Origin of the sequence: Enterococcus innesii (assembly GCF_022846515.1) — a bacterium.
Lineage (GTDB): Bacteria > Bacillota > Bacilli > Lactobacillales > Enterococcaceae > Enterococcus_D > Enterococcus_D innesii.
This window is the reverse complement of record NZ_AP025635.1, coordinates 2809669-2833264: the sequence shown is the minus strand read 5'-3', so window position 1 is coordinate 2833264 and position 23596 is coordinate 2809669. Positions and strand designations below refer to the sequence as shown.

The window sequence follows — 23596 nt, the reverse complement described above, 5'->3', positions numbered from 1 at the left end:
CATTGGTCGGGCTTTTCAAGAAGCCCAAGTCGTGATCCTTTATCAGGTGATTTCATTCGGTTAATTTACTGATTTGTTCTCATGTGATGCAAGCCATTCACTGATCGCCTGCAAGCGTTCTATCCGCAGGTTTGGCAAGCCATTGCGTGATAAGCCATGAGAGGATTGAGGAAACAGCATCAGCTTCGTATCGACGCCTTGACGTTGCAACGCCATGTAAAACTGCTGACCTTGTTCTTGCGGACACCGCAAATCATTTTCCCCATGGAGGACTAGTGTAGGTGTCTTGACTTGGCTGGCATAGGCCAAAGGCGACATCTTCCAAAGTCCTTCGATCGCATCAAGTTCCCGCAACAATTGGAATTTGACAAAGGCAGGTCCAATGTCGCTCGTCCCATAAAAGCTGATCCAATTTGAGATCGAGCGTTGCGTAACTGCTGCACAAAAACGATCGGTATGGCCAACGATCCAGTTGGTCATAAAGCCACCATAGCTGCCGCCAGCTACATGGATCGTGTTCGTATCAATTTCTGGATGGTTTGCCACCACGGCATCAACCCCCAACAATAGGTCTTGATAATCTTTATTGCCATAATCACCTAAAATCGATTTGACAAACGTCTGCCCGTACCCTTGCCCGCCACGAGGGTTCAACAAGATGACCCCATAGCCGTTAGCGGCATGGACTTGCATCTCGTGGAAAAATGTTTCGCCGTAGCAGACTTGCGGACCGCCATGGATGTACAAAATTGCTGGATGACTTTCTTGTGTTTCGGTCGGGGGTAAATACCAGCCTTGAATTTGCCAACCATCTGCTCCTTCGTACCAAAATGCTTCGGGTTTACTGATCGCTAACTGTGACATAACTGCTTGGTTGGGATCGTATAGATCGGTTACTTCGCCACTTGTTAAGTCAATCAAGCCTAAACGACTAGGGATCGTTGGCGTCGCATAAGCAACAGCAAGTTTGGCTTCCGAATAGATCGCCGCATCAAGGATATCCATTTTTTCATCAAGCAGTTTGGTCCATTCTCCTTGGATCGAGGCGCGGTACAATTGTAGCTTGCCATGCTCCGTTACGGGAACAAGGAATGTGTCATCCGTCAACCAGGTGATCGCTACGCCGCGATTTTTTTGTTGAAAATCACTGATGATCGCATTGCCAAAAGCGATGTCAAGATCTTGGGAAAGATTTTTGACCGCTTTTGTTTTTAAGTCGACCAAAAACAAATCATCCAAGGTCACAAAACCATAGGAAAGATCATTGCCTAATAGTAATAGCTGATCATTGCGCGCTGCAGCAAAAGCATACGTTCCTTCTGGCAGGATGTTTTCTAAACTTTCTGTCTTTTTCGTCTGGCTATCAAGGAGACAAACCTTCGAGCCATAGTCCCATTCATCTTCTTCCTCTTTGTCAAAGGTGAGGAACAACGTCTTCTGATCATCCGCGATGCCAGAAAAAACAAAGGGAGAATCATGCTCAAAAATCAGTTCCGTTTCTTGTGTCACAATCGTTTTTTTGACGATGGCATGTTTTTTTTCTTTTAAAAAGCCGACGCCATCCGCCAAGTAATTGACTTTCGTAGTAACTTTTACTTGTGGAAATTCCTTTTGCTTGTCCGTCTTTTCTTTGTCAGCTTGATCCTCTGAGACTGTCTCTTCTTGTGCCAGCTGGTAATAGATAGCCGTTGCGTCTTGCTTCCAAAAATAGTCCCCCAGACCCTTCTCAGTGACAAGTGCTTGGGGCTTGCCGCCTGACACTGGCATCGTCCATAACGTACTTTCACCTTTTTTTGGATCGGTCGTCACAAAACTGAGCCTTTGCTCATCTGGCGAGACCTTTAGGTTGTTGTGGGTTGTCGCTTCTGTGCCCCACTCACGCCGTTCGTTGGTCTTTGCGTCAATACTATAAATCGCTGAATCATACGTATTGGTCTCTTGGTTGACTGCCGTTTCCAAGTAAAAAACCTGATTTTGCCCCACTGCAGGCTGCGCAATCGTTTTCAGTTCAAACAGTGTCTCATTCGTTATTTTTTCCATTCATTTCCCTCCAAATATACGTATTTTCGCAGTAACTATCTACTAGTATATCAAAAGAAACCAATTTTTCTGCATTTTTTAATAGTGAAATCCTCGCAAATTCGCTACTTCTTCAAAACCAGCCGACTTCCCTGTCTGCCTTAAGATCTCTTGCCCATTTTCTAAAAGGGTCAAGGTGATTTCCGTACTGGCGCTTTCGCGAATGATCCGATTCATTTGTCCAATAGAAGGTGCTAACAACGAATGGCCTTCTTTCGTCAAAACTTCGATCGTCAGCAGCCACTGTTTTTGTTTGAGATGGATCACTAAACGGTCTTCCGTGCGTTTGACATCATGAATCTTTGCACCATGATAAGTAGCAAAACGATATTCTTGGCTGCCGACTTGCAGAACACAAATCGTTCCCAAAAAAGCAAAACCAGCAAAGGGAATGTCGGCTGCGGAGAAAAAGAACCGAACATCTGGCGCATCAAAGCTGTTGCACTGAACCCAAATATAAGCTGCTGGAAAGGAGGTTCCCCAATCTTTTTCCAAATAACCGATCCCGTTCGTAAAATCGATTGGTTCTTCGTTCCAGTACAGCGTACCTTCTAAGGTATGACTCATGCTCAAGACACCGTGGTAGCACTCCATAAATGACAGATACGAAAAAGGCCCCATGATACTCGGCGCATAACGTGTCCGCTGAATCGGTTTGTGGTCGTTATACTTTACTGACCCTTGTACTTGAAGTTCGTTATTTTTTAAAGAGACTTGGATGCCTGCTTCACTAAAGATATTGTCACCAATCGTTACTTTTCGCTCCTCTTCTGAAACCTGAAAATCAGTTTCTGGAAAGGAAAAGTAATGCGCCCCTTCGTGATTGATCACTTGAATGAACACTTCTTTGGTCCCGTCTTCTTGAATCGAAAGACCTGGAATAAAAGCATAGACTTCTTCACCGATTTGGTGCTTATGGTACCAGCCTTCAAAAAAAGCGGTCTGCTTGTCGTGGCCGTGAAAGAACCGATCTGTTGTCAACATCTTGATTTCCCTCCGTTTCTTTTTTAGTGTAGCATGAAGCAGAAAGATTCCTCAGGATAATGCTTTTGTCCATGTAAAAAAGCCAGAAACAAGCAAGACACTTGTTTCTGGCTTTGCTTATTGCTCTTTCATCACTCGACGGGTCCACCAGAGAAAAATTAGAAACCCTACAACGAGCAGTGTCAAACATCCGCCGGTCATCCAGGATGGATCACCAATGTGATAAAATGCCATGGTTTTTTGCAGGCAACCAAGCAACACAAATACCCCCAGTAGAAAAACGATCGGATAAAAAGCTTTTTCTTTGCGTGATACAACAAAAACGATTGCCGCTACCAGCAAACTGCCCACCAATACTACATCAAAAGGAAATACGATCGTCAGGAGCCACCAGTTTGGGGTCAGCAGATTGATCAACAGTGAAAGACCAATCCAGCCACTCACAACGAGCCAAAGGGAGCCGAAACGAATCACCTTGCTTGTGCCCTTCTTTTGATAGATGGTTTTGCTGATGATCGCAAAAATCCCGATGACCGCTAACACAGTTACCAATCCTGTCAAAAGATAATCCAGCAGGTTGAGAACCAGTGGCCCTTGTTTCGTAAAATCAGCTATAAACTTGATGCCCCAACTGATGCCAACCGCTAGATACGCCAATTTGAGACGCTCTTTGAGATTACTCTTTGGCGTGTTTGCCAATAGTTCATCTGCCACCCCTTTCGGATCATTGCCAAAATAGTGTTGCGCCTCTTCTCCATGAGTTTGTGCTTCTAATAAATCCATTGCAATCGCGTATACCTGCTCTGTGACTTTATGCTCATCGTAAAAAAGGCTGGAAAGTAAGAGGTAGCTTCGAAAATCATCAAAAAATTGGCGATTTTTCTCATTGAATTGTTGCTCGATCAGATTGGTTTGCTCTCGCCAATAGGTCGTCTCTTGTTTATTTGCCATGTTTCCTCACTCCTTAAATAATCCTTCGACTTTCTTCATTAGGTTCGTCCATTGTTCTCTAAATTGTGCCAAATAGTCTATGCCTTTCGGGGTGATCGAGAAATACTTGCGATCAGGTCCTTCAGGTGATTTTTTCATCTCAGAGGTAATAAGTTCTTGTTTTTCCAACTTCTGCAGCAAAGGATAGATCGTGCCGCCAACGATCGTTTCAAAGCCTCTTTGCTTCAGTTCCTGTACCAGTTCATAACCATAAATCTCTTTTTGAGCAATCACTTGCAAAACACACCCTTCCAAAACCCCTTTTAGCAATTGCGTCTCTTTCACGATTTCCCTCCTTTGGTTCCCTTTATCTAGTTTGTTATACAAACTAGTGTTGTACCTAGTATACGTATTTGTCACTAGTTTGTAAAGCATACTAGTAGTGAAAATAAAAACGGCCTTTTAAATAAGACCGTTTTTGACAAACTCGATGCTTTTTTTCTAGATGACAATATCGATATCCTCGGGTAAGAGGCTCTTGTAAAAATATACTTTATTCCGCTTTGATTCTAAAACCATTAGAATAATTTTTTCGGTGCAGTCTTTCAATACCTGTTTAAATACTGCTTCCCCTTCAGTATTCTCAGTGGCTCCTTTTTCTTCATCGTATCCCCTACAAGAGAGAAGCGCAAGATCAAAATGATAGGTCCTGAGCTGGTTGACTGCTGTAACTGAATTAACGGTAAACTTTTTGTTCGTTACCGTCCCGCCAACGATGGTCACCTCAGCAGCAGTATGTTCCGATAGTAGTGCGGCAGTTAGCACACTATTGGTTACCACTCGTAACCCATGAATTTTTTTCAGGTAAGGGATCAGGTGCAAAGCTGTGCTAGAACTGTCTACGAAAATGGTCATATCGTCCTCAATATACGTCACTGCACGTTCTGCAATTCTGCGTTTTTCTTCATCATTGACATAATTCCCCACTTTTGTCAGATAAGCCGCATCGACCTTCTCTGAATCGATCAGCATAGCACCACCTCGGGTACGTCTGATTTGTTCTTCGTTTTCCAGTTCAATCAGATCGCGTTTGACCGTAGCATCACTATAATGTAAGAATTCAACTAATTCCCCCAGAGAAGCAAATTTCGTTTCATTTAAATACATCATGATTTTCTGCTTACGCTCATCTTTTGCTTTCCCCATACATAAACTCCTTTAAAAAAAGAAATTCCCAACAATTTAATCCTGTGCCAATCAATCATTTCCTTTATTATCTCTGATAAAAACTTGCTTTGTCAACCGTATTCAGCAGTGTCAATTTATGGCGTACAACAGCTTTCACATCTTCTATTGGTTGTACATATACTTGATTTGGTTCATACATAGCAGGGTTTTCCGTCAATACGTTTCTGACTGAATCAAAAAATACGGATTTCAAATCAGAACTAAGATTTACTTTGCATACGCCATATTTTACAGACTCTCGCACTTCATGATCTGGGTTTCCTGACCCACCATGCAATACAAATGGTAAAGCAATACGATCGTTCAACTTTTTCAACAAATCGATGTTCAGTTTAGGGGTGATATTTTTTGGATACAACCCATGAGCCGTTCCGATCGCAATGGCAAGGGTGTCAATGCCGGTAGCGCGTACAAAGTCTTCGGCTTGGTCGACATCTGTGTAAATAATTTCTGCAGCTCCCCCTTCTGCGGAGCCGTTGTTCCCAATCGTACCAATTTCTGCTTCAACGCTGACACCAACCGTATGTGCCAGTTCAACAACTTCTTTCGTGATTTTTTTATTTTCTTCGTAATCGGCTAATGATGCATCGATCATCACCGAGGTATAGCCATTACGGATCGCGCGCATGACATCGTAGATTGATCCCCCGTGATCCAAATGAATAACGACTGGTACCTTACTTTTTAATGCGTACTCCCGCACTGTCGCTATGAAACAATCTCCTAAGTATTCGATCTCATCAGGATGAATTTCTAAAATGACTGGTGCATCCTGTGCCTCAACTTCTTCCATGATTGCTTTTAACATATCAAAATTGCAAATATTAAATGCTGGAACAGCAAATTTATGTTCTTTTGCTACAGCAAGTAATTCTTTCATTGTCATTAACATTGTGACATTCCTCTTTTCTTTTGATTCGTTTCGATTTAACCTATAAATAGTTTCTAAATCAGTTTTCCTTCATCGGTTGGTTGGTGTTCCATTTCAGTTCTAGATTTTTTCAAAAACCCTAACATCAATGCTGTAACCACCGTTCCAGAAACGATTGCCACGACATACATCAACGGATTGTTCAATACATTGGGAATCGGTAAGATCCAGATACCACCATGTGGAGCTAATGAAGTTACGCCGACACCCATTGATATTGCAGCAGCGGTTGCTGAACCTGCCATCAAACTAGGTATTACTCGTAATGGGTCAGCGACAGCAAATGGAATCGCACCTTCAGTAATATAAGATAATCCCAAAACCCAGCAAGACTGAGCAGAAGTTCGTTCTTCTTGAGTAAATTTTTGCTTAAACAAGATAGAAGCCAAGGCAATGCCTAGAGGAGGTGTCATCCCGGCAGCCATACAAGCCGCAATTGGTGCATTAACTCCTGCCGACATCAAACCAATACTAAAGGTTGAAATCGATTTATTGATGGGACCGCCCATATCAGCTGCCATCATAATGCCTATCAGTAAGCCGAATACCACACCACTCGTAGAACCAAGTCCATTAAGCCAATTCGTCAAAGCATCCAATACATAAGAGATTGGTTTATCAATGAAATAAAACATGGCAAAGCCAGTCACAGCAACTGAGATCAAAGGAACAATAATCAACTGATAGAGTGCCGCAAATGATTTTGCTACTGTTACTTTATTCGCTAAATAATCCGTAGCATACCCAGCGAGTAAACCACCAACCATTCCACCTAAAAAACCAGATCCTCCACTTGCCGCCATCGTTCCCGCAACCAAACCAGCGGCAAAGCCCGGTCTACCTGCAACGGAAGTGGCAATTCCTGCTGCAAGTGCAGGAACCATCAATGCAAAAGCCGTATTCCCACCAATCGTGCTTAAAACTTCGGCAATTTGATTGTATGAAGGATCGCTAGGATCAGCTGCATTGATCCCAAAAGCAAAACTAAACGCAATTAAAATTCCACCGGCAATAACCAAAGGCAACATGTAATTAACGCCATTCATGAAATGATTATAAATGCCAGCTTTCTTTCCAGATTCGTTTGAAGCATGTTCGGCTTGGGCAATCGTGGTCACTTCTACCCCATCAATTGCCTCTTGAATTACTTTTTCTGGTTCTCTGATTGCTCTTGCGGTTGACACTCTTTTAACTTTTTTTCCAGCAAATCGGTCGGTCTGTACTTCTTTGTCAACCGCTAAAATGACAACCTCTGCCTGTTGAATTTCTTCTGTACTCAAAATGTTTTCGACTTTTACACCTTGTGTCTCGATTTTGATTGTATATCCCAATGATTTTGCCGTTTTTTCCAGTTTTTCAGCAGCCATATACGTATGCGCAATTCCAGTCGGACAAGCAGAAATACCGACAATTTTCATACAGGTTCCCTCTTTTCTGATTGATTTGATTGAATATTATTAATAATATCTGAGGCGTCTTTTGCCTTCTTTACTGCATTTCGAAATCCTTCGTGCATCAACAATCGTGCGAGATTGCTTAAGATGATTAAATGATCGTCAGTACTCTTTTCAGGTACTGCGATGACAAAAGAATAGGTGACTGCCGTTCCGTCAATTGCTTGATAATCAGTAATTGGACTCGACTTTACGAAGGCGATTGCAGGCCTTAGTACTGCCTTACTTTTTGCATGAGGAATACCAAAATGATCTTCAATCCCAGTAGAGGTTTGTTTCTCGCGACGAAATAAATCGTTTTTGTACTTCTTTATATTACTGATAACTCCTGAGGACTCGAATAAAACAGATGCTTGAGTAAACAATTCTTCTTTTGTCCGAATTTGCTCGTCAAATAAAATGAATCGTTCATTAATCAGTTGACCGATATCCAATTTCAACACCTCCATTTTTTGTAATCGTTTTCGAAAACTTGCCTAAACTATACCATCGTGAACTAAACAGTTCAATACTATGAGCTATTTAATGCAAATAGACGAAAAAAAGTGGAATACGTTCATAAAAATGATCTATAAAAGTCAAAAAAAGAACAAAGAACGACAAATCATCGTCCATTGTTCTCTTATTTCGATTAATACCTAACCTATACTAAAAAATTTTTAAAAGAAGAACCGTAAGTAAATCTCTACTTTTCTTCCATTCCCGATCTCTACACTTACAAGTCATTCTTTCGAATCAACGCTCATGTAATAAAACATATATCAACGCTTCACCCCACGTTGATAGGAATCATTGTACGCTTGAAAGGACTTATCGTGAAGTTTAGCCGCTGCCTCTGCCAACCAGTTGACATTTCTGATCAACGCGCGGCCTTGTAAAACCAAGTCCACTTGATTGGTTTGCAAAAGATACTCGCAAAGATCAGGATTATCCAATAAACCGACTGCTGCTACGGGAATATCGACCACTTGCTTGATAGCTGCAGCAAAGGGCACTTGGTAGCCATCATAGATCGGAATATTAGGTTTTTTATCCACCACACCACCGGTTGAGCAATCAAGACAATCAACGCCATCTGCTTGCAGCCATTGGGCCACTTGCTGCCAATCTTCCAACGAATTTTGGCGTCCTGGTTCTTCATAGTCTGTCAGTGACAAGCGCATCCACAAGGACCCAGAAAAGACTGCCCGAACTGCTTGTACCGTTTCTTTTACAAAGCGATAGCGATTCTCTAAAGAACCACCATACTGGTCGGTGCGTTGATTGACGAAAGGCGAAAGAAATTGGTCCATCAAGTAGCCATGAGCCCCATGAAGTTCGATCATCGTGACACCCGCATTGGCTGCTCGTTGGGCAGCCTGAACAAAACTATCTTGCACCCGTTTGATCTCCGCCAGGGTCATTTCTGACGGTAACGGGTAGCGTTCGTTAAAGGCAACGGCACTTGGTGCCAAAGGATTGCTGGCATCAACTGCTTTTCGTCCTGCATGGCTTAGTTGGATGCCTACTTGCGCATCGAACCCATGCAGCAGTTCCACCAATTTCGTCAGCTCGGTTTGCTGCTCTTCATTCCATAGCCCTAGATCATTGTTTGTGATTCGTCCGTCTGGTTCAACGGCAGTCGCTTCAATAATGATCAAGCCGACTTTGCTTAATGCTCGTGCCCCATAGTGAACAAAATGAAAGGGCTCCGCAACACCGTCTTCTTTTTTTACTTCATACATACACATCGGCGACATAACGACACGGTTGGCCAATGCTAAATTCGCTAGCTTCACTGGTGACAATAATTTGGACATGCTGACACTCCCTCAACGATTTTTCGCTTTCTATTTTTCTCTATATTCAGTATAAACAGCCCCTTCAAAAACACAAGCAATGACCCTTTTTCTCATTTTAAAAACAAAAAAATAGACGCATTCTGCTTGCTCCCATGACATTGGAACAATCAGCTGCCTCTTCCCACTATTATTATACCGCATCCAGAGACAAAAAAATAGACTAGTATTTTTGGTGGATGCTCGTATAATTGAGATACTTTGGAGAATGGATGTGAGTCTGAATGAACGACCTAAAGGCTGAAAAGAAGCATCTCGCAGACACGTACCAGCAATTGCTGACACGAAAGACAGTGCTGAGCAGTTTCTTGACTGAAGACAGAAAAAAAGATCGCCTTGCGATGCAAAGCATCGGCGAAGAGATTCGCTTAAACTTTGATAATTTTGCTGACCGTTTAGATACTTTTGCTGCCATCGAAAGTAAGAATCGTGAGATCGACCAAATGAACGCCGCTCTTCAATCTGCTGAACGTGAATTAGCTGCCATCGACCGTCTACTGGATAGTCCCTACTTTGGTAAAATCTCCCTACAATTTGAAGATGAAGAAACGATAGAAGATTTTTACATTGGGATCAATGGTTTTGTTAATGAAAATAAGGAAGGGCTAATCTATGATTGGCGCTCCCCAATTGCCGAATTGTTCTATGCCAAACGCTTGGGCCCGGTCTCTTATCAAGTGAACAATCAGAAGATTTCTGCCGCTCTTGAACATCGCCGACAATTTATTATCGAAAAAGATCACTTGAAGCAAGCCTTTGATACCTCAGTGGCGATTCAAGATGAAGTGTTACTGGCAGCCCTTGAAGCCAATAATAGCCAAAAAATGCAAGATATCACTGCTTCGATCCAACACGAACAAAACGTCATCATCCGTGACTTAGCGCATAAAAACCTACTGGTCAACGGTGTTGCTGGAAGCGGAAAAACGTCTGCTGTCATGCAGCGGATCGCCTTTTTGCTGTACCATTTTCGTGAAGAGATGACCGCAGAGAATGTCTTGATTCTCTCCCCGAATTCTCGGTTTATTGATTATATCTCGCAAGTGCTGCCTTCCCTCGGGGAAAAAAATCCATTGACGCTGACCATGCGGCAGTTTTGCCAAACATTTCCTAGCGTTGACTTAGAATCGGAAGAGGCGTATTTTGACCGCATTCAGCAAACACCCAGTGAAGCAATCGACCTTTTGCGCAGTGCGGACTTCAGCCGCTTTCTTCAATCCTTGAGCAAACAGCTGCCTGAAGAACTTGTGCTTCATTTTAAACCAATCAAAAGAAAAAATGTCGTCCTTTTTTCTGAAGAAACGATCGAGACTTTCTTCCAAGAGACACCGAAACAGGCATCCTTGCGCGATCGCATCCAAGCAGTCAAAAAGAAATTGGCTTACGCTTGGGAGGAACGACTGCAAAAAAATGCCTTAGCAGCGAATGTTCACGACCAAGTTCGTTCTTTGACTGAAGACGAACAGCGCTCCCTATTAGGGACAGTTTTAAAGGATGATTCAGAAAAAACAATTCAGAAAGCAGCCCTTCGCCTCCTGAAGAAAAAATACGCAACGATTTCCAAACAAATCAACGACCTTAATTGGTTTGATACGAAACGATTGTTAGCAGACAGTGCCGACTATTTTACTCATGGACAGATCACTTTGACACAAACAACAGCTAGTTTGGATTATACCGTTTGTCTATTGCTGATTCGTCATTTGCTTGCCGAAAAACAACCTGTCCCTGCGTTGCGCTATCTGTTTATTGATGAAGTCCAAGATTATACGCCAGCACAAATTCAGTTTCTATTATGTCTTTTTCCTATGACCGCTTTTACCCTCGTGGGGGATCAGCAACAGGCGATCTTTACAAGTGCCATCACCGTATCAGAAATCCAAACGTTGTTTCAACAACAGGCGAAATCCCTCGAAACGTATCAGCTGACTACGAGTTATCGGTCTAGCGGTGCAATCACGCGGTTATTTGCCCAAATGCTACCAAAAGAAACCAATTTAAACATCTCTGCCGTTCGACCAGAAGGAAAGTTGCCACAGTTTTATGCCAATCTGCCTGATGTTTCGTTAGTAGACATAGTAAAGGAACTTAAGCAGCCAGTAACGATCATCACCAAAGATAGTCGATCTAGTGAGGAGCTTAAACAGTTCTTCGATAAACAAGCCGTGTCATTTCATGGAACGGTTTTACCGATTCATCTTGCCAAAGGATTGGAATTTAAGCAGGTTCTTTTATATGATGTTTCAGCAGAAAATTATCATACCAATCAAGATCGACGGATTCTCTATACGGCGATTTCTCGGGCAATGGAAGAACTGGTGGTAACTTCAAAAGGAACCTTTTCGCCGTTTCTCACTATTTGATAGTAGAACGAGAAACCTCCTATCTTCTATAGAATCTTGATAAGATTTGAGAGAACCCTGTCTTGCCTCTCTGGGTAATTCTCTCACCTAACTGATCAAGAACTGAAAATGCTATCGATCAAATAAAAAAGCATCAACGCGATTGCGTTGATGCTTTGCTTTTGATTTGATTAGCGATGGATGTAAGTATATCCAGATGCGCTCAATGTTGCAGTGTTTGGTCCACCAGGACTGTCAAAGCCCATTCCGCCTTGAGAGATCGTGATCGTATTGTTTGATGGGTTGTATGATTCAACATAGGCTACGTGACCATAAGTTGGATCAGCAGTCCAAACGCCACCAACTGATTGACCAGCGGCAAAGACTACAACGGCACCGGCTGCTGGTGTACCATTGACAGTGTATCCATCAGCTGCAGCTGACGCACCCCATTGTGCACCATTCCCCCAGTAAGTACCTACCCAAGGAGCACGGTTTTTCACGTACCAAGTACATTGACCCCAAGCATACATGTTCCCTGAGCTTGAATGATCTTTTCCGCCGCCAGTAGAAGTACTTCCGGTAGAATTATTGTTTGATGAAGAGTTTGAACCTGAGTTATTTGAACTTGAATTGCTTGAACCAGTGTTTGAAGAGCCTGCGTTCGATGAACTTGAGCTGTTAGAACTGCTGGTATTGCTGCTTGAGCTTGTGTTGCTTGAAGAACTACTTGTTGCTGTTTCAGTAGAAGCAGTTGTATTCTCTGTTGTGCTTTCCGTTGATTGAGCAGCAGCTTCTTGCGCTTCTTTCAAAGCAGCGGCTTGTCTTTCTTCTTCTGCTTTTTGAGCAGCAGCAGCTTCTTGTTGTTCTTTCAAGACACGGGCTTTTTCAGCTTCTGCTTCTTGTTTTTTCTTGTTCAATGCATCTTTGTCTTTTTCAGCAGTTGCTTGTTCAGCTGCTAAGTTTGCTTTCAAGACATTTAAATCAGCTTGTTTTGCTGCAATGGCATCTTTTTGTTGGCTAAGTTCTGCTTGGTTTGCAGCAACTTCTTGGATCTTGCTTTCGTTTTCTTTGACTTTGTCTTCAACATCTTGTTTGTCTTGTTTTTGTTGTTCAACTAAATCATTGTTCGCATTGACGATCGTTGTCATCGCTTGGACGCGACCGATAACATCCGTTAAAGAGTCTGCTTCTAAAACAGCATCAATGAAATTGGTGCTTTGACCGTTAACTTGTACATCACGGGCTTGCTTTTGGATTGCTTCTTCACGTTTGGCAATACGCAATTTCAATGTTGCGATTTTGTCTTGCAATTTCTCAGCTTCTTGACCTAACTCAACTTGTTTTGCTTCTAATGAAGCAACTTTTGCACTCACTGTTTCAATTTCTGCTTCTAGAGAATCGATCTGTGATTGGGCGTCAGCTTGCTGACCTTTAAGAGAATTGATTTTTTGGTCTTGCTGCTCGATTTGATCATCAATGGAATCTGCAAATGCTAATGCAGGTGCTGCAACTGCGGTTAATGTTAGTGAACACACCATTAATGCTGATAACAAACTATTCTTCACTCGTTTTTCCTCCGACTAGCTGGTTGATTTGACAGATGAACTGCCTTTATAAAAACTTAATTTTGTCTAAGAAAGTTTAATGTTCGATTTAACGACAAATGAATTCTACCATAATGATATGACACACAGATAAAGGAAATGTTACAAAAATGTTTCAATCTAACACTTCCTTTATCTCACCGATAAATAACAGGACAATTAAAGACCGTTAAATCAACGTTTCTGAATAAATCACCGCGTTTTCTTTTCATTTTCAAAAAGTGATGTCCTTTCCATTTTAGTTATTTTTACCCCATAAAAACACCTAATTAATAGCATTTATAGTTTTTTAGGAATTATCTTAAAAGGAAAACTATGAAAACAAGAAATCATTCAAAAAAAGACCATTTATGTGACAAGATCCCTATTCCTTTCTATAATAAATAAAACAAGCGAGGAGGGAATCGCGATTCGTACACACAAAAAATGGTTTTGGCCATTGGCACTTCTTACACTTTTAGTCACCTGTTTCCTGTTATTCTTTCAATTTCGTAAGGTGCATGAAGCCGATACTCCATTGCAACAGGCAAGCAACAGTGAGTTTTGGCTCTTAAGTGATATTCATTTTCTTTCCTCCACGCTTCATGATAATGGCGAAGCCTTTCAGACCTTCACACAAGGAGCTGCTGGCAAAGAGATGACGTATCAAGAACAATCAATCGAGGCCTTCACCGCTCAAGCCTTAAAAGAGAAACCCACGGGAATTATTTTGACCGGTGATATGACGCTCAATGGCGAGAAAGCAAGTGCTCAAGAGTTGGCAAGATTGCTTGAACCATTGCAAGAAGCTGACATTATGGTTTTCGCATTACCTGGCAACCACGAGATTTACAATGGTTGGGCGCGAGCATTTCAAGGTGAAAAGGAATACTATGCCGATCAAATCAGTCCTGAGGATTTTCAAACGATTTTTGCTGAAGGTTACGAAAAAGCCAACAGTATCGACAAGTCTTCCCTTAGCTACAGCATTCAGTTAAATGACAAGTATCGCCTCTTTTTGCTCGATTCATGTATCTACGATTCTGAGGTTAATTGGGATGATCCTACAACGAATGGTGAGTTGAAACCAGCTACTCTAACTTGGTTGGAGGAGCAATTAACCCTGACAAAAGAAGCAGAGCAAGTACCACTGGTCTTTTTACACCATAACTTGTTCAGTCATAATGAGTTGTTACAAGACGGTTATGTTCTCGACAATGCCTCCGAAACTGTCGCTTTGTTGGACCGTTTCAACGTGCCAGCCGTTTTCTCTGGTCATATCCACATTCAAGACATTAACGAAGGGAATGATTCGCTTTATGAAGCAGTCACTGGGTCTTATTCAACAGCAGAATTAGGCTACGGCGTCCTTTCTCTTTCCGAAAAGGAAATCGACTATGAAGCTCGTCAAATTGATCTCGATGCTTGGGCGGCTGAAACGAAGCAAACTGATGAACAGTTGCTGGACTATCAAAACTACCAGAAGAGTGTTTTTGAAAATGATACCGACCAACTGGTTCGCGACCAATTGTCCGCCGTGTCTGAACTGTCAGATGCCCAGATCACACAACTTTGCACGTTTGTCACGAAGCTGAACACTGCCCTTTTTACTGGCAATGATACTTACTCAGCCGAGAAAATAGCTGCCATCAAAGATTCCGAGGAGTATCAGTGGTTAGCGACCTATTCTTACTTTTTGAAGCAATATGTCGATTCAATGCTGGACGATCAAACCGATGATCGCAAGCTGACGATCCCCCTCACAGCAGAATAAAGCCAAAAAGTGTCTTCTTCCTTTCTTTTAGGAAAAAGACACTTTTTCTTTTCTAATGAACGATAGCCCTCTCGTTTGGGTAAACGAGAAGGCTATCTGACGAGTCAATATTTATTCTTTGAAAGTGCAGCATACTATTACTACTATTATTTATTTCTCATTTAAACGATACAATCCCTAACCTCTATTGTATCCTTGTAACTCTGAAGTTACGCCAGGTTTGAATAAATTTCTTCAAAACAAGTAACGTGTGGTACAAAAATATTTGTCGCTTATCAATAACTATACCATGAGATAGAGTGCAAATGGAAGAAAACGTACTTATTCTTAAACATTACTTAAACAAAAAGCTTTGTTTTCATACAGTGTTGCCCTTTAAGAATTTTACGTGAAGCGATCAACCTTCCTGTCATGCATATCTGCTAACCATTCGTATAAAGGAATTCCTTTTATTCAATAGGCAAGTCGTGCTGTTTTAAGAAAGATAATTTATCCCAGTAGCCTCTTTGAAATAAAATTTTATCATTTACTATTTGAAAAAAACCGCAGCCTCTCAAACCTAAAGGGTCACGCCACTCTAAAATTGCCCATTGTCCATCTTCGAAAATATTCTCCACGATACAAACCATTTTTGCGTTAGAAAAATCTTGCTCAAACATCTGCTTTATCGCTTCTTTCCCAATAACTGGCTCATTGGCAACCTGATGATTGATTGCATTGTCATCATATAATTCTGAAATACTTTCTACATCTGCCTGATTAAACGCATCAACCCATTGGCAAAGTATTTCTTTTGGCTTCATATAAATCCCCCTCGAAATGTAATCATCTTTGTTCCAATCGCAATAAAAAAAGCAGCTAATTTGTATCAATATATTCTACTTTTACAATTGATTCAAGACAATATCGATGAAACGAATAAGAATGATCGATCTTTCACATCGATTACTCTTGTATAAGTACGGGGGACCATATATTGAATCGTGGCATTTTCCATTGTACCTGTTTCTTTATTCCATTCAAATGAGACATGCCATTTGAATCACGAGCGATCATTGCTTTTATTGATAGCGATGTTCCTAAACCTATTCAATCACTTTTTCATTTACTTTGAACGGCATTTATTTATTGAATACGGTATAGTGCCCTCTTTCTCTTTTCCTCTTTTGATACGCTTATCATCGAATGAGAAATCATGGGTAAGATTAACACAACGCTTAGGGCTAGTTGAATAGTGAAATCAAAGATGTACTATTTACCATGTCAGGTACTCAAAACCTGCAACTATTCTCTTGTAGCAGGTCATCAAAACCCGATCCATTTCAATATTTATATAAAATAAAACAAAAAAAAGCGAGAACCCAATGGATTCTCGCTTGTTAACGTCAATTAACCTTTAACGATGTTTGTTGCTTGTAAGCCACGTTGGCCTTCTTCAACGTCGAAAGTCACTGCTTGACCTTCTTCTAAAGTTTTGAAGCCGTCGCCTTGGATAGCTGAGAAGTGAGCAAATACATCATTGCCGTCTTCACCTGTAATAAATCCAAAACCTTTATCTGCATTAAACCATTTTACTGTACCGTTATTCATAAACGTATACCTCCATATTACACATCGACTGTGTTTATTTGTTTGTAATAGAAAATGATGTGTAATTGAAGTGTGTATCAATAGAAAAGATAAACAAGTATTAACATATCAGAACTTTACCTATTCATCATAGCACGGTTAAAATAAAATAGCAAATAAAGTTGGGCTTTTTTCTTGATAAAAAGCGAAATTGTTAAGAAACCTTATGATTAAGCCTAGCAATTGCTTTATCTGGAAGAATCAAAAATCAAAGAGTTGCGCCGTTTGAAGCAATTACTTTTTTGTACCAATCAAATGACGCTTTCTTGATGCGTTTCTTTGTGCCATTGCCTTCATCGTCTTGGTCGACATAGATAAAACCATAGCGTTTCGACATTTGTGAGGTCGAAGCACTGATGATATCGATGCAGCCCCATGCCGTATAGCCAAAGACTTCGACGCCATCATGCAATGCTTCATTGATTTGTTCAATATGCTGACGCAGATAGTCGATTCGATAAAAATCATCGATCGTGCCATCTTCGTTTACGACATCCTCTGCTCCCAAACCGTTTTCGGCAATAAACAAAGGTTTTTGGTAGCGGTCATAGAGTTGATTCAATGCGGTTCGCAACCCTTTGGGATCGATCTGCCAGCCCCATTTACTGCTTGGCAAATAGGGGTTTTTGATCCCACCAGTAATCAAATTCCCGACAGCACTTTCCAATCGTTCTGGATGCGCGCTGACTGCACTGGACATATAGTAACTAAAGGAAACAAAATCCACAGGGTTTTCCCGGATGACTTCTAAGTCTCCTGGTTCGATCACCAATTCCACTCCTTTTTCTTCAAACATGCGGTTGGTATATGCTGGATAATAGCCTCTTGCCTGCACATCACTGAAAAAGAGTGAGGTTCGTTGACTTTCGACTGTTTTTTGAACATCATCTGGATCACAGCTGTACGGCGTTAATAATTGATAGCTGATCATACAGCCGACCTTGGCATCGGGAATCAATCGATGGCAATAGTCAGTCACGATTGCGCTGGCGACAAATTGATGGTGCGCCCCTTGGTACTTTTCTTGTTCAATATTAGGATGGCCTTCTTCAATGATCCCAACACTAACATACGGATGGTGTTTGACACAGTTGATTTCATTAAAAGTCACCCAGTATTTGACTTTCTTTTGGTATCGCTCAATCACCGTCTTGGCAAAACGGACATAAAAGTCGATCACTTGCCGATTCGGCCATCCTCCATACTCAGTCACTAAATACAATGGCATTTCATAATGGGATAGTGATACTACTGGTTCGATCCCATACTTCAAACACTCATCAAAGACTGCGTCGTAAAATGCCAATCCAGCTTCGTTTGGGTCTACCTCATCCCCCTTTGGAAAGATCCGTGTCCAGGCAATTGACATCCGATAGGCTTTGAAGCCCATCTCAGCAAATAAACGAATATCTTCTTTAAAGTGATGATAAAAATCGATGCCCTGTCTTTTCGGATAGTATTTCGTGCTGTTTGGATCCTGTGCTTCTGCAACTTGCTGATGAGTCATCATATGCCATTGGTCAGTCCATCGTTCTTTCGGCATTGAGGAATCGAATAGATAGACATCAGAAACCGACAAGCCTTTTCCATCGATTCCAGAACCTCCTTCAACTTGGTTGGCAGCTGTTGCTCCCCCCCAGAGGAAATCTTTTGGAAAATAACTTTTCATTTTACTTGCCGCCTTTCAAAAATGATTCGTACGCCAACGCTTCCCCATTCGTGGCGATCACTTGCTGATAATACGCAAAACTAGCTTTTTTCTTGCGGGAAAGATCTCCGCTACCATCATTTTGCTTATCGACATAGATAAAGCCGTATCGTTTTTCCATCTCTCCTGTCCCCGCAGAAACGATATCGATCGGTCCCCACCATGTATAGCCTAGAATCGTTGCGCCATCTTTGATCGATTCCGCCATTGCTTCTATATGGTCTTTCAAATAGGCCATCCGTTCTTCATCGACGATCGATCCATCTTCATTGACAACATCCTTTAAACCAATTCCGTTTTCAACGATAAATAATGGTTTTTGATAACGATCAGTCAATTCGCTGCAAACATAGCGTAATGCCAACGGATCGATCGGCCATCCCCAAGCAGTTTCTTTTAGGTAAGGATTCTTTTTCCCCAATAATCCGCCAGTATTGCCTAAAATTTTCATGCCCGTTTCATGCAATGAGCTGCGGTAAAAACTAAAGCCTAAATAATCGCAGGTTCCCGCTTTAATGATCGCTAGATCTTCTTCTGTAATGTCCAGCAACAGATGATTATCCATAACGATGCGGTCGAAGTATTCAGGATACGCTCCTCGCAATTGCACATCACTATAGAACAAGGAACGACGGCGCAGTTGATACGATTCAAAAACATCTTGCGGGTTGCACGTTGCAGGATAAATCGGACTCAGTGACAGCATACAGCCAATCTGATTGTTTTCATCTACTGCCTTCCCATTCAGAACTGCTTTGGCACTTGCAACAAACATATTATGACTCGCTTGATAAAGTGCCTGTAATTTTTCTTCTTCAGTCTCGAAAGAAAACACATCGATACCTGCTGCGAGTAACGGGATCGTATGGGTATGGTTGATTTCATTGAAAGTCATCCAATATTTTACTTTCCCTTTGTAGCGTGTGAAAACCACTTTTGTATACCGATCAAAAAAATCGATCAGTGCACGATTTTGCCAACCACCATATTTCGTTACCAAATGCAGTGGTGTCTCAAAGTGAGCTAACGTAACAACTGGTTGGATTCCTTTTTCATTCAAGGCATCAAATAAATCATCATAAAATTGTAAACCTGCTTCATTGGGTTCCGTTTCATCCCCATTCGGAAAAATGCGACTCCAAGCAATTGAGGTACGCAGACACTTCAAGCCCATTTCCGCAAACAGTTCAATGTCTTCTGGGTACCGATGATAAAAGTCGATGGCTTCATGGCTCGGATAAAAGTTGTCCTCCTCAAGCTGCAGTGAAACTTGCTCAATACGTTTTTCACCAACTGGTAAAATATCTGCTACACTTAATCCTTTTCCTCCTTCCAAATAAGCTCCTTCGGCTTGATTTGCGGCGATTGCGCCGCCCCATAGGAAATTTTTTGGAAATACACTCATGAAATCGCTCCTTTTAATAAATCATTTGCTACCAATGCGGTAACGTCTTTTTTCGCTTGATCCACAACTGTCAATGCATCTTCTTTAATCACACTGGTAAAAACCAACATGGTTGTCGGATCATATCCTTTTTCAATAATTTTTGCTAAATCAAAGGTGCCAATTTTTTGCCCCTTCACGACTTGATCCCCTTGTTTCACCGAAATCTCAAACACGCCTTTTGCTAAATCAACCGTGTCTAAGCCGATATGAACCAACACTTCCGTCCCAGCAGCTGATTGGATCCCAAAAGCATGTCCAGTTGGAAACACTGTCACAACCGTACCAGTAAGTGGCGCATAAATATCGCCGGCTGATGGATAAACGGCTAATCCATCCCCCATTGCTCGAGAAGAAAATACTTCATCTTTGACATCATCAAGCGTGATCGCTTCACCAGCAACTGGTGTCATCACTTGCAGCCCTGCACCTTCTTCTAAAACAGGTTCTAGCGTCTCTTCAAATCCTAATACATAGGTCAAAATAGCAGTACCGAAGAACGCAAAGACAATGCCGATCAAATAGTACACAAAGGTGTCCCCAAAGAAAGCTGGCAATGTCGTCAATGCTGGGAAAACATAGACGATGGCCTTGGTTTGCATCATGCCCATAAACGCACCAGCAAGGGCACCAACGATGGTTTGAGCAATCAACGGCTTTTTAAATTTTACCGAAAGTCCATAGACGATTGGCTCTGTAATTCCTCCAAGTAATGCTGGAAGCAAAGAAGATAGCGCCAGGCCTTTGGTTTCTTTTCTGCGAGAGCGTAAAAACACACCTAAAGCAACCCCAGCACTCGCAAATGTTGCTGCTGCAATCATCGGGCGCAGCGTATCATAGCCATATACCGCTAGGTTATTGACCATAATCGGTACAACTCCCCAATGGATCCCGATCATTACTAAGAATGTCCAACCGCCACCGATCAACAAGCCAGCCAACAGCCCGCTCTTGTCGCTGATAAAGTTCATGGCATTGCCTAAACCGTCCCCAAGCATTACACCGACCGGTCCAATGATCAAAACGGTCAAAGGCACCATGATCAAAAGAGCTACTAGTGATAGAGCAAAAATCTCGATACTCTTAGGAATGATCCGTTTGAGTAGTCGTTCCAAGTGCGAGTAGATATAGATCGAAACGATCGCTGGAATCACGGTACCCGAATACCCCATCAACACAGCTGGGATGCCAAAGAAATCGACCGTCACACCGTTTTCCGTCACCATTGCTGTAAAATTCGGCTCCAGCAACGCCCCAACGATTGCTAAAGCAATAAACATATTGACTTTGAAAATCCTCGCTGCACTGATCGCTAAAAATAAAGGCAAGAAATAAAAGACACTATTGCCAGCAGCAGCTAATATTTTATAGGTGCTTCCTTCTGCGTCCATCAAATGATAGGTCGTAAAAACAACTAGTAAAGCTTTCAACATCCCTGCCCCTGCAAGCGCAACAATGATTGGATTAAAGATCGCAGACAATACATTGAAGAATCGGATAAATACATTGCCTTGTTTTTCTGTTGATTCTTCGGCATCTCCATCACTTTCCAAAGCGTTTTGGATCGAATACTTGCTCATGATCGTTTGAAAAACATCTGCCACATGATTCCCGATCACGACTTGAAACTGGCCATTTCCTTCAATGACAGACAATACCCCATCAAGCTGCTGAATCTTATCCTTATTTTTTCGTGCCAACTCGACATCTTTCAACTTAAAACGCAATCTAGTGATGCAATGATACAGGCTAACGATATTTTGTTCCCCACCGACCTGTGCTATAATTTCACTAGCAAGTTTTGAATAATCTTTTGCCAAATGACTCACTCCCGTGTTTGATTTATAAAGCGCTTTATGGCGTTACTATAGCAGATTTTTTTCTCTCACCTGCGAAAGTTCGCAATTTGGAAACTGCTTACAAGAAAGGAAAGAAAATGGGCCTCTTAATCATTCGTTTATTGAATCTTTTAAATAATGCACCCACTGATTCCACCAACTACTATATCGGTTTGACCATGATCAACCATTATGATCAGATTCAAACTCTAAGTATTGGTGAATTCGCCGCTCTTTGCCATGTGTCAAAGTCAACCGTTTCAAAATTCGCCCGTACCTTAGGCTTTGATGACTATGGTGATTTAAAAGACAACGCAGCTTTCATCGAGAACCGCTTCAACAATCCGCTAAATTATCGCTCGAATATTTTGTCTGCTTTGGAGCAAGAAGGCGTAGACTCCTATTTTGACGCAGTGATACAAGACATCGATTATCTGCGGCATCATCTTGATCTGCCAGCCATCGAACGGGTCGCACAAGCAATTGTTTCACATAAAAATGTCTTTGCTTTTGGAATTTTATTCTCAGAATCGGCTGCTATTGATTTCCAGATCAAACTAGCTTACAACGGCAAGTTCATTCGGACCTTCCAAGACGATCTCGTACAGGAAGAAATCATCAAATCTGCCGATGAAGAATCGCTTTTTATTATTTTTACCAATTCCGGTGACTACTTGACCAAGCAACAAATTCGAAATGGAACGCCACGGAAAGATTTCTTCGATCGAACCAAAGCCAAAGTCATCGTGATCACCGCCAACCCACAGATCTCGGAACTTCCTTTTGTCCAAGAAGCAATCATCTTCCCTCATCAAACCCATTTCCAAACTCATGCCTTTATGTATCAGTTCATCATGGATTTGATCGTATCGAAGTTCAAGCAGTTGACGGATCGAAAGCGCATGTAATAATGACCCTCCATTATAGAAGAAGTGCATTTCTTCCATAATGGAGGGTTCTTTGTGAATGAGATGTCTCATTCATTCGTAAGCCTCACTCATTTATTCTTAGTTTCTTTGAAGATTTTTTAATCCTAGGCTGCTATTTATTAAATTTCTCCTCATTTATGTTTTTTGTTTCACAAACTTCACTTCGGTATGGTATAATCATTTTGTTTTTAAGAAAACTATGGGAATACAAAGGAGAAGGAAACATGAAAAAAACTAAAATCACTTTAATCGCTGCATCATTGCTTATGGGAGGCACTCTTTTAGCTGCATGTAGTTCAGATAACGACACAGCTGCAAGCTCATCATCATCAACAGCAGCTTCAACTGCTGCATCAACTGAATCATCAGATGACGTTGTTTCAACTGCTTCTATCAGTGATCAAACTTCAGTCATTGAAAAAGCATTGAGCGCAGATGGTAACTGGATCGTTGCTGTAACTGGCGACATGACATTTGATAACGATGTAACCGTTGATGGCGAATTCCACGACAAAGGTGACGACTCTGCTGATATCTACCGTAAATTTGCATTGTACTCACAAGATGAAGACCGCAACGTAACAGCTGAATACACAGTAACTGTTCCTAAATTGATCGTTAACTCAGAAAACTTCAACATCGTTCACGGTGTAATCAAAGGTGACGTTGAAGTGAATGCTAACGGCTTTGTATTGAACGGTGCAAAAGTTGAAGGTAACGTAACATTCACTTCAAAAGAATTCCAAGATTCAGCAACACTTGACGAAGATGGCGCTTCTGTAACAGGCGACGTAACAGTTAGCGAATAATCTTTCACTGGATTTCTGTGAAATAGATGAATAAAAAACGAGGTTGGCAAGTTGATCATTGATCCCTTGCCAA

Annotated in this window: 19 protein-coding genes; 4 read left to right on the top strand and 15 right to left on the bottom strand. The window is 41.6% G+C overall.

Features of this window, described 5'->3' with window-relative positions; genetic code table 11:
- Window positions 1-60: 60 nt before the first annotated feature.
- The 9 genes from ENLAB_RS13170 to ENLAB_RS13130 all read right to left on the bottom strand — a co-directional run bounded on the left by ENLAB_RS13170 (window position 61) and on the right by ENLAB_RS13130 (window position 9425).
- Complete coding sequence (locus ENLAB_RS13170) at window positions 61-2040, bottom strand: S9 family peptidase (protein WP_200125944.1); 1980 nt, start codon at window positions 2038-2040, stop codon at window positions 61-63.
- 78 nt (window positions 2041-2118) lie between these two features.
- The gene (locus tag ENLAB_RS13165; protein WP_195265996.1) at window positions 2119-3063 is read right to left on the bottom strand and encodes a tocopherol cyclase family protein; all 945 of its coding nucleotides are present in this window, start codon (window positions 3061-3063) and stop codon (window positions 2119-2121) included.
- Between the two features lie 117 nt (window positions 3064-3180).
- Window positions 3181-4014, bottom strand: coding sequence for a DUF1129 domain-containing protein (locus tag ENLAB_RS13160; RefSeq protein ID WP_081118392.1), 834 nt, complete (start codon window positions 4012-4014; stop codon window positions 3181-3183).
- 6 nt (window positions 4015-4020) lie between these two features.
- Window positions 4021-4338, bottom strand: coding sequence for a PadR family transcriptional regulator (locus tag ENLAB_RS13155; protein WP_008377296.1), 318 nt, complete (start codon window positions 4336-4338; stop codon window positions 4021-4023).
- 156 nt (window positions 4339-4494) lie between these two features.
- Window positions 4495-5199, bottom strand: a complete 705-nt coding sequence (locus ENLAB_RS13150; RefSeq protein WP_016610590.1) for a DeoR/GlpR family DNA-binding transcription regulator — start codon at window positions 5197-5199, stop codon at window positions 4495-4497.
- Window positions 5200-5266: 67 nt separating this feature from the next.
- A complete protein-coding gene (locus tag ENLAB_RS13145) occupies window positions 5267-6133 on the bottom strand; it encodes a ketose-bisphosphate aldolase (RefSeq protein WP_195265997.1) in 867 nt (288 codons plus the stop codon).
- Window positions 6134-6186: 53 nt separating this feature from the next.
- Window positions 6187-7590 (bottom strand): PTS fructose transporter subunit IIC, encoded by a 1404-nt coding sequence (locus ENLAB_RS13140; protein ID WP_195265998.1) that lies wholly within the window; start codon window positions 7588-7590, stop codon window positions 6187-6189.
- Window positions 7587-8069, bottom strand: coding sequence for a PTS sugar transporter subunit IIA (locus ENLAB_RS13135; RefSeq protein WP_241508745.1), 483 nt, complete (start codon window positions 8067-8069; stop codon window positions 7587-7589). Before ENLAB_RS13135 ends, ENLAB_RS13140 begins: the two co-directional genes overlap by 4 nt.
- A gap of 318 nt (window positions 8070-8387) precedes the next feature.
- Window positions 8388-9425 carry an NADH:flavin oxidoreductase/NADH oxidase gene (locus ENLAB_RS13130; protein WP_244351508.1) on the bottom strand — a complete coding sequence of 346 codons (1038 nt, stop codon included), beginning with the start codon at window positions 9423-9425 and terminating at the stop codon, window positions 8388-8390.
- A gap of 263 nt (window positions 9426-9688) precedes the next feature.
- Here ENLAB_RS13130 and ENLAB_RS13125 point away from each other — a divergent pair, with 263 nt between their 5' ends.
- Window positions 9689-11827, top strand: coding sequence for a HelD family protein (locus tag ENLAB_RS13125; protein WP_244351506.1), 2139 nt, complete (start codon window positions 9689-9691; stop codon window positions 11825-11827).
- Window positions 11828-11997: 170 nt separating this feature from the next.
- Here ENLAB_RS13125 and ENLAB_RS13120 read toward each other — a convergent pair whose 3' ends face one another.
- Window positions 11998-13374 (bottom strand): CHAP domain-containing protein, encoded by a 1377-nt coding sequence (locus ENLAB_RS13120; RefSeq protein ID WP_244351505.1) that lies wholly within the window; start codon window positions 13372-13374, stop codon window positions 11998-12000.
- A gap of 391 nt (window positions 13375-13765) precedes the next feature.
- On the opposite strand from ENLAB_RS13120, the gene ENLAB_RS13115 reads away from it, so the two are divergent.
- Entirely contained in the window at window positions 13766-15166 is a 1401-nt protein-coding gene (locus ENLAB_RS13115; RefSeq protein WP_244351504.1) for a metallophosphoesterase, read from the top strand.
- 449 nt (window positions 15167-15615) lie between these two features.
- On the opposite strand, the gene ENLAB_RS13110 is transcribed toward ENLAB_RS13115, so the two are convergent.
- The 5 genes from ENLAB_RS13110 to ENLAB_RS13090 all read right to left on the bottom strand — a co-directional run bounded on the left by ENLAB_RS13110 (window position 15616) and on the right by ENLAB_RS13090 (window position 21776).
- Complete coding sequence (locus ENLAB_RS13110) at window positions 15616-15969, bottom strand: nuclear transport factor 2 family protein (RefSeq protein WP_081118384.1); 354 nt, start codon at window positions 15967-15969, stop codon at window positions 15616-15618.
- A gap of 586 nt (window positions 15970-16555) precedes the next feature.
- Window positions 16556-16756 carry a cold-shock protein gene (locus ENLAB_RS13105; protein WP_005225331.1) on the bottom strand — a complete coding sequence of 67 codons (201 nt, stop codon included), beginning with the start codon at window positions 16754-16756 and terminating at the stop codon, window positions 16556-16558.
- Window positions 16757-17003: 247 nt separating this feature from the next.
- Window positions 17004-18464: a glycoside hydrolase family 1 protein gene (locus ENLAB_RS13100; RefSeq protein WP_244351503.1), complete on the bottom strand. Its 1461-nt coding sequence runs from the start codon at window positions 18462-18464 to the stop codon at window positions 17004-17006.
- A gap of 1 nt (window position 18465) precedes the next feature.
- Window positions 18466-19908 (bottom strand): glycoside hydrolase family 1 protein, encoded by a 1443-nt coding sequence (locus tag ENLAB_RS13095; RefSeq protein WP_216682808.1) that lies wholly within the window; start codon window positions 19906-19908, stop codon window positions 18466-18468.
- On the bottom strand, window positions 19905-21776 hold the full coding sequence (locus ENLAB_RS13090) for a beta-glucoside-specific PTS transporter subunit IIABC (RefSeq protein ID WP_195266004.1): 1872 nt from the start codon (window positions 21774-21776) through the stop codon (window positions 19905-19907). The genes ENLAB_RS13095 and ENLAB_RS13090 overlap by 4 nt, the downstream gene beginning before the upstream one ends.
- Window positions 21777-21883: 107 nt before the next feature.
- Here ENLAB_RS13090 and ENLAB_RS13085 point away from each other — a divergent pair, with 107 nt between their 5' ends.
- Window positions 21884-22693: a MurR/RpiR family transcriptional regulator gene (locus tag ENLAB_RS13085; RefSeq protein WP_086293137.1), complete on the top strand. Its 810-nt coding sequence runs from the start codon at window positions 21884-21886 to the stop codon at window positions 22691-22693.
- Window positions 22694-22938: 245 nt separating this feature from the next.
- Complete coding sequence (locus tag ENLAB_RS13080) at window positions 22939-23523, top strand: polymer-forming cytoskeletal protein (protein WP_010747631.1); 585 nt, start codon at window positions 22939-22941, stop codon at window positions 23521-23523.
- Window positions 23524-23596 lie beyond the last annotated feature (73 nt).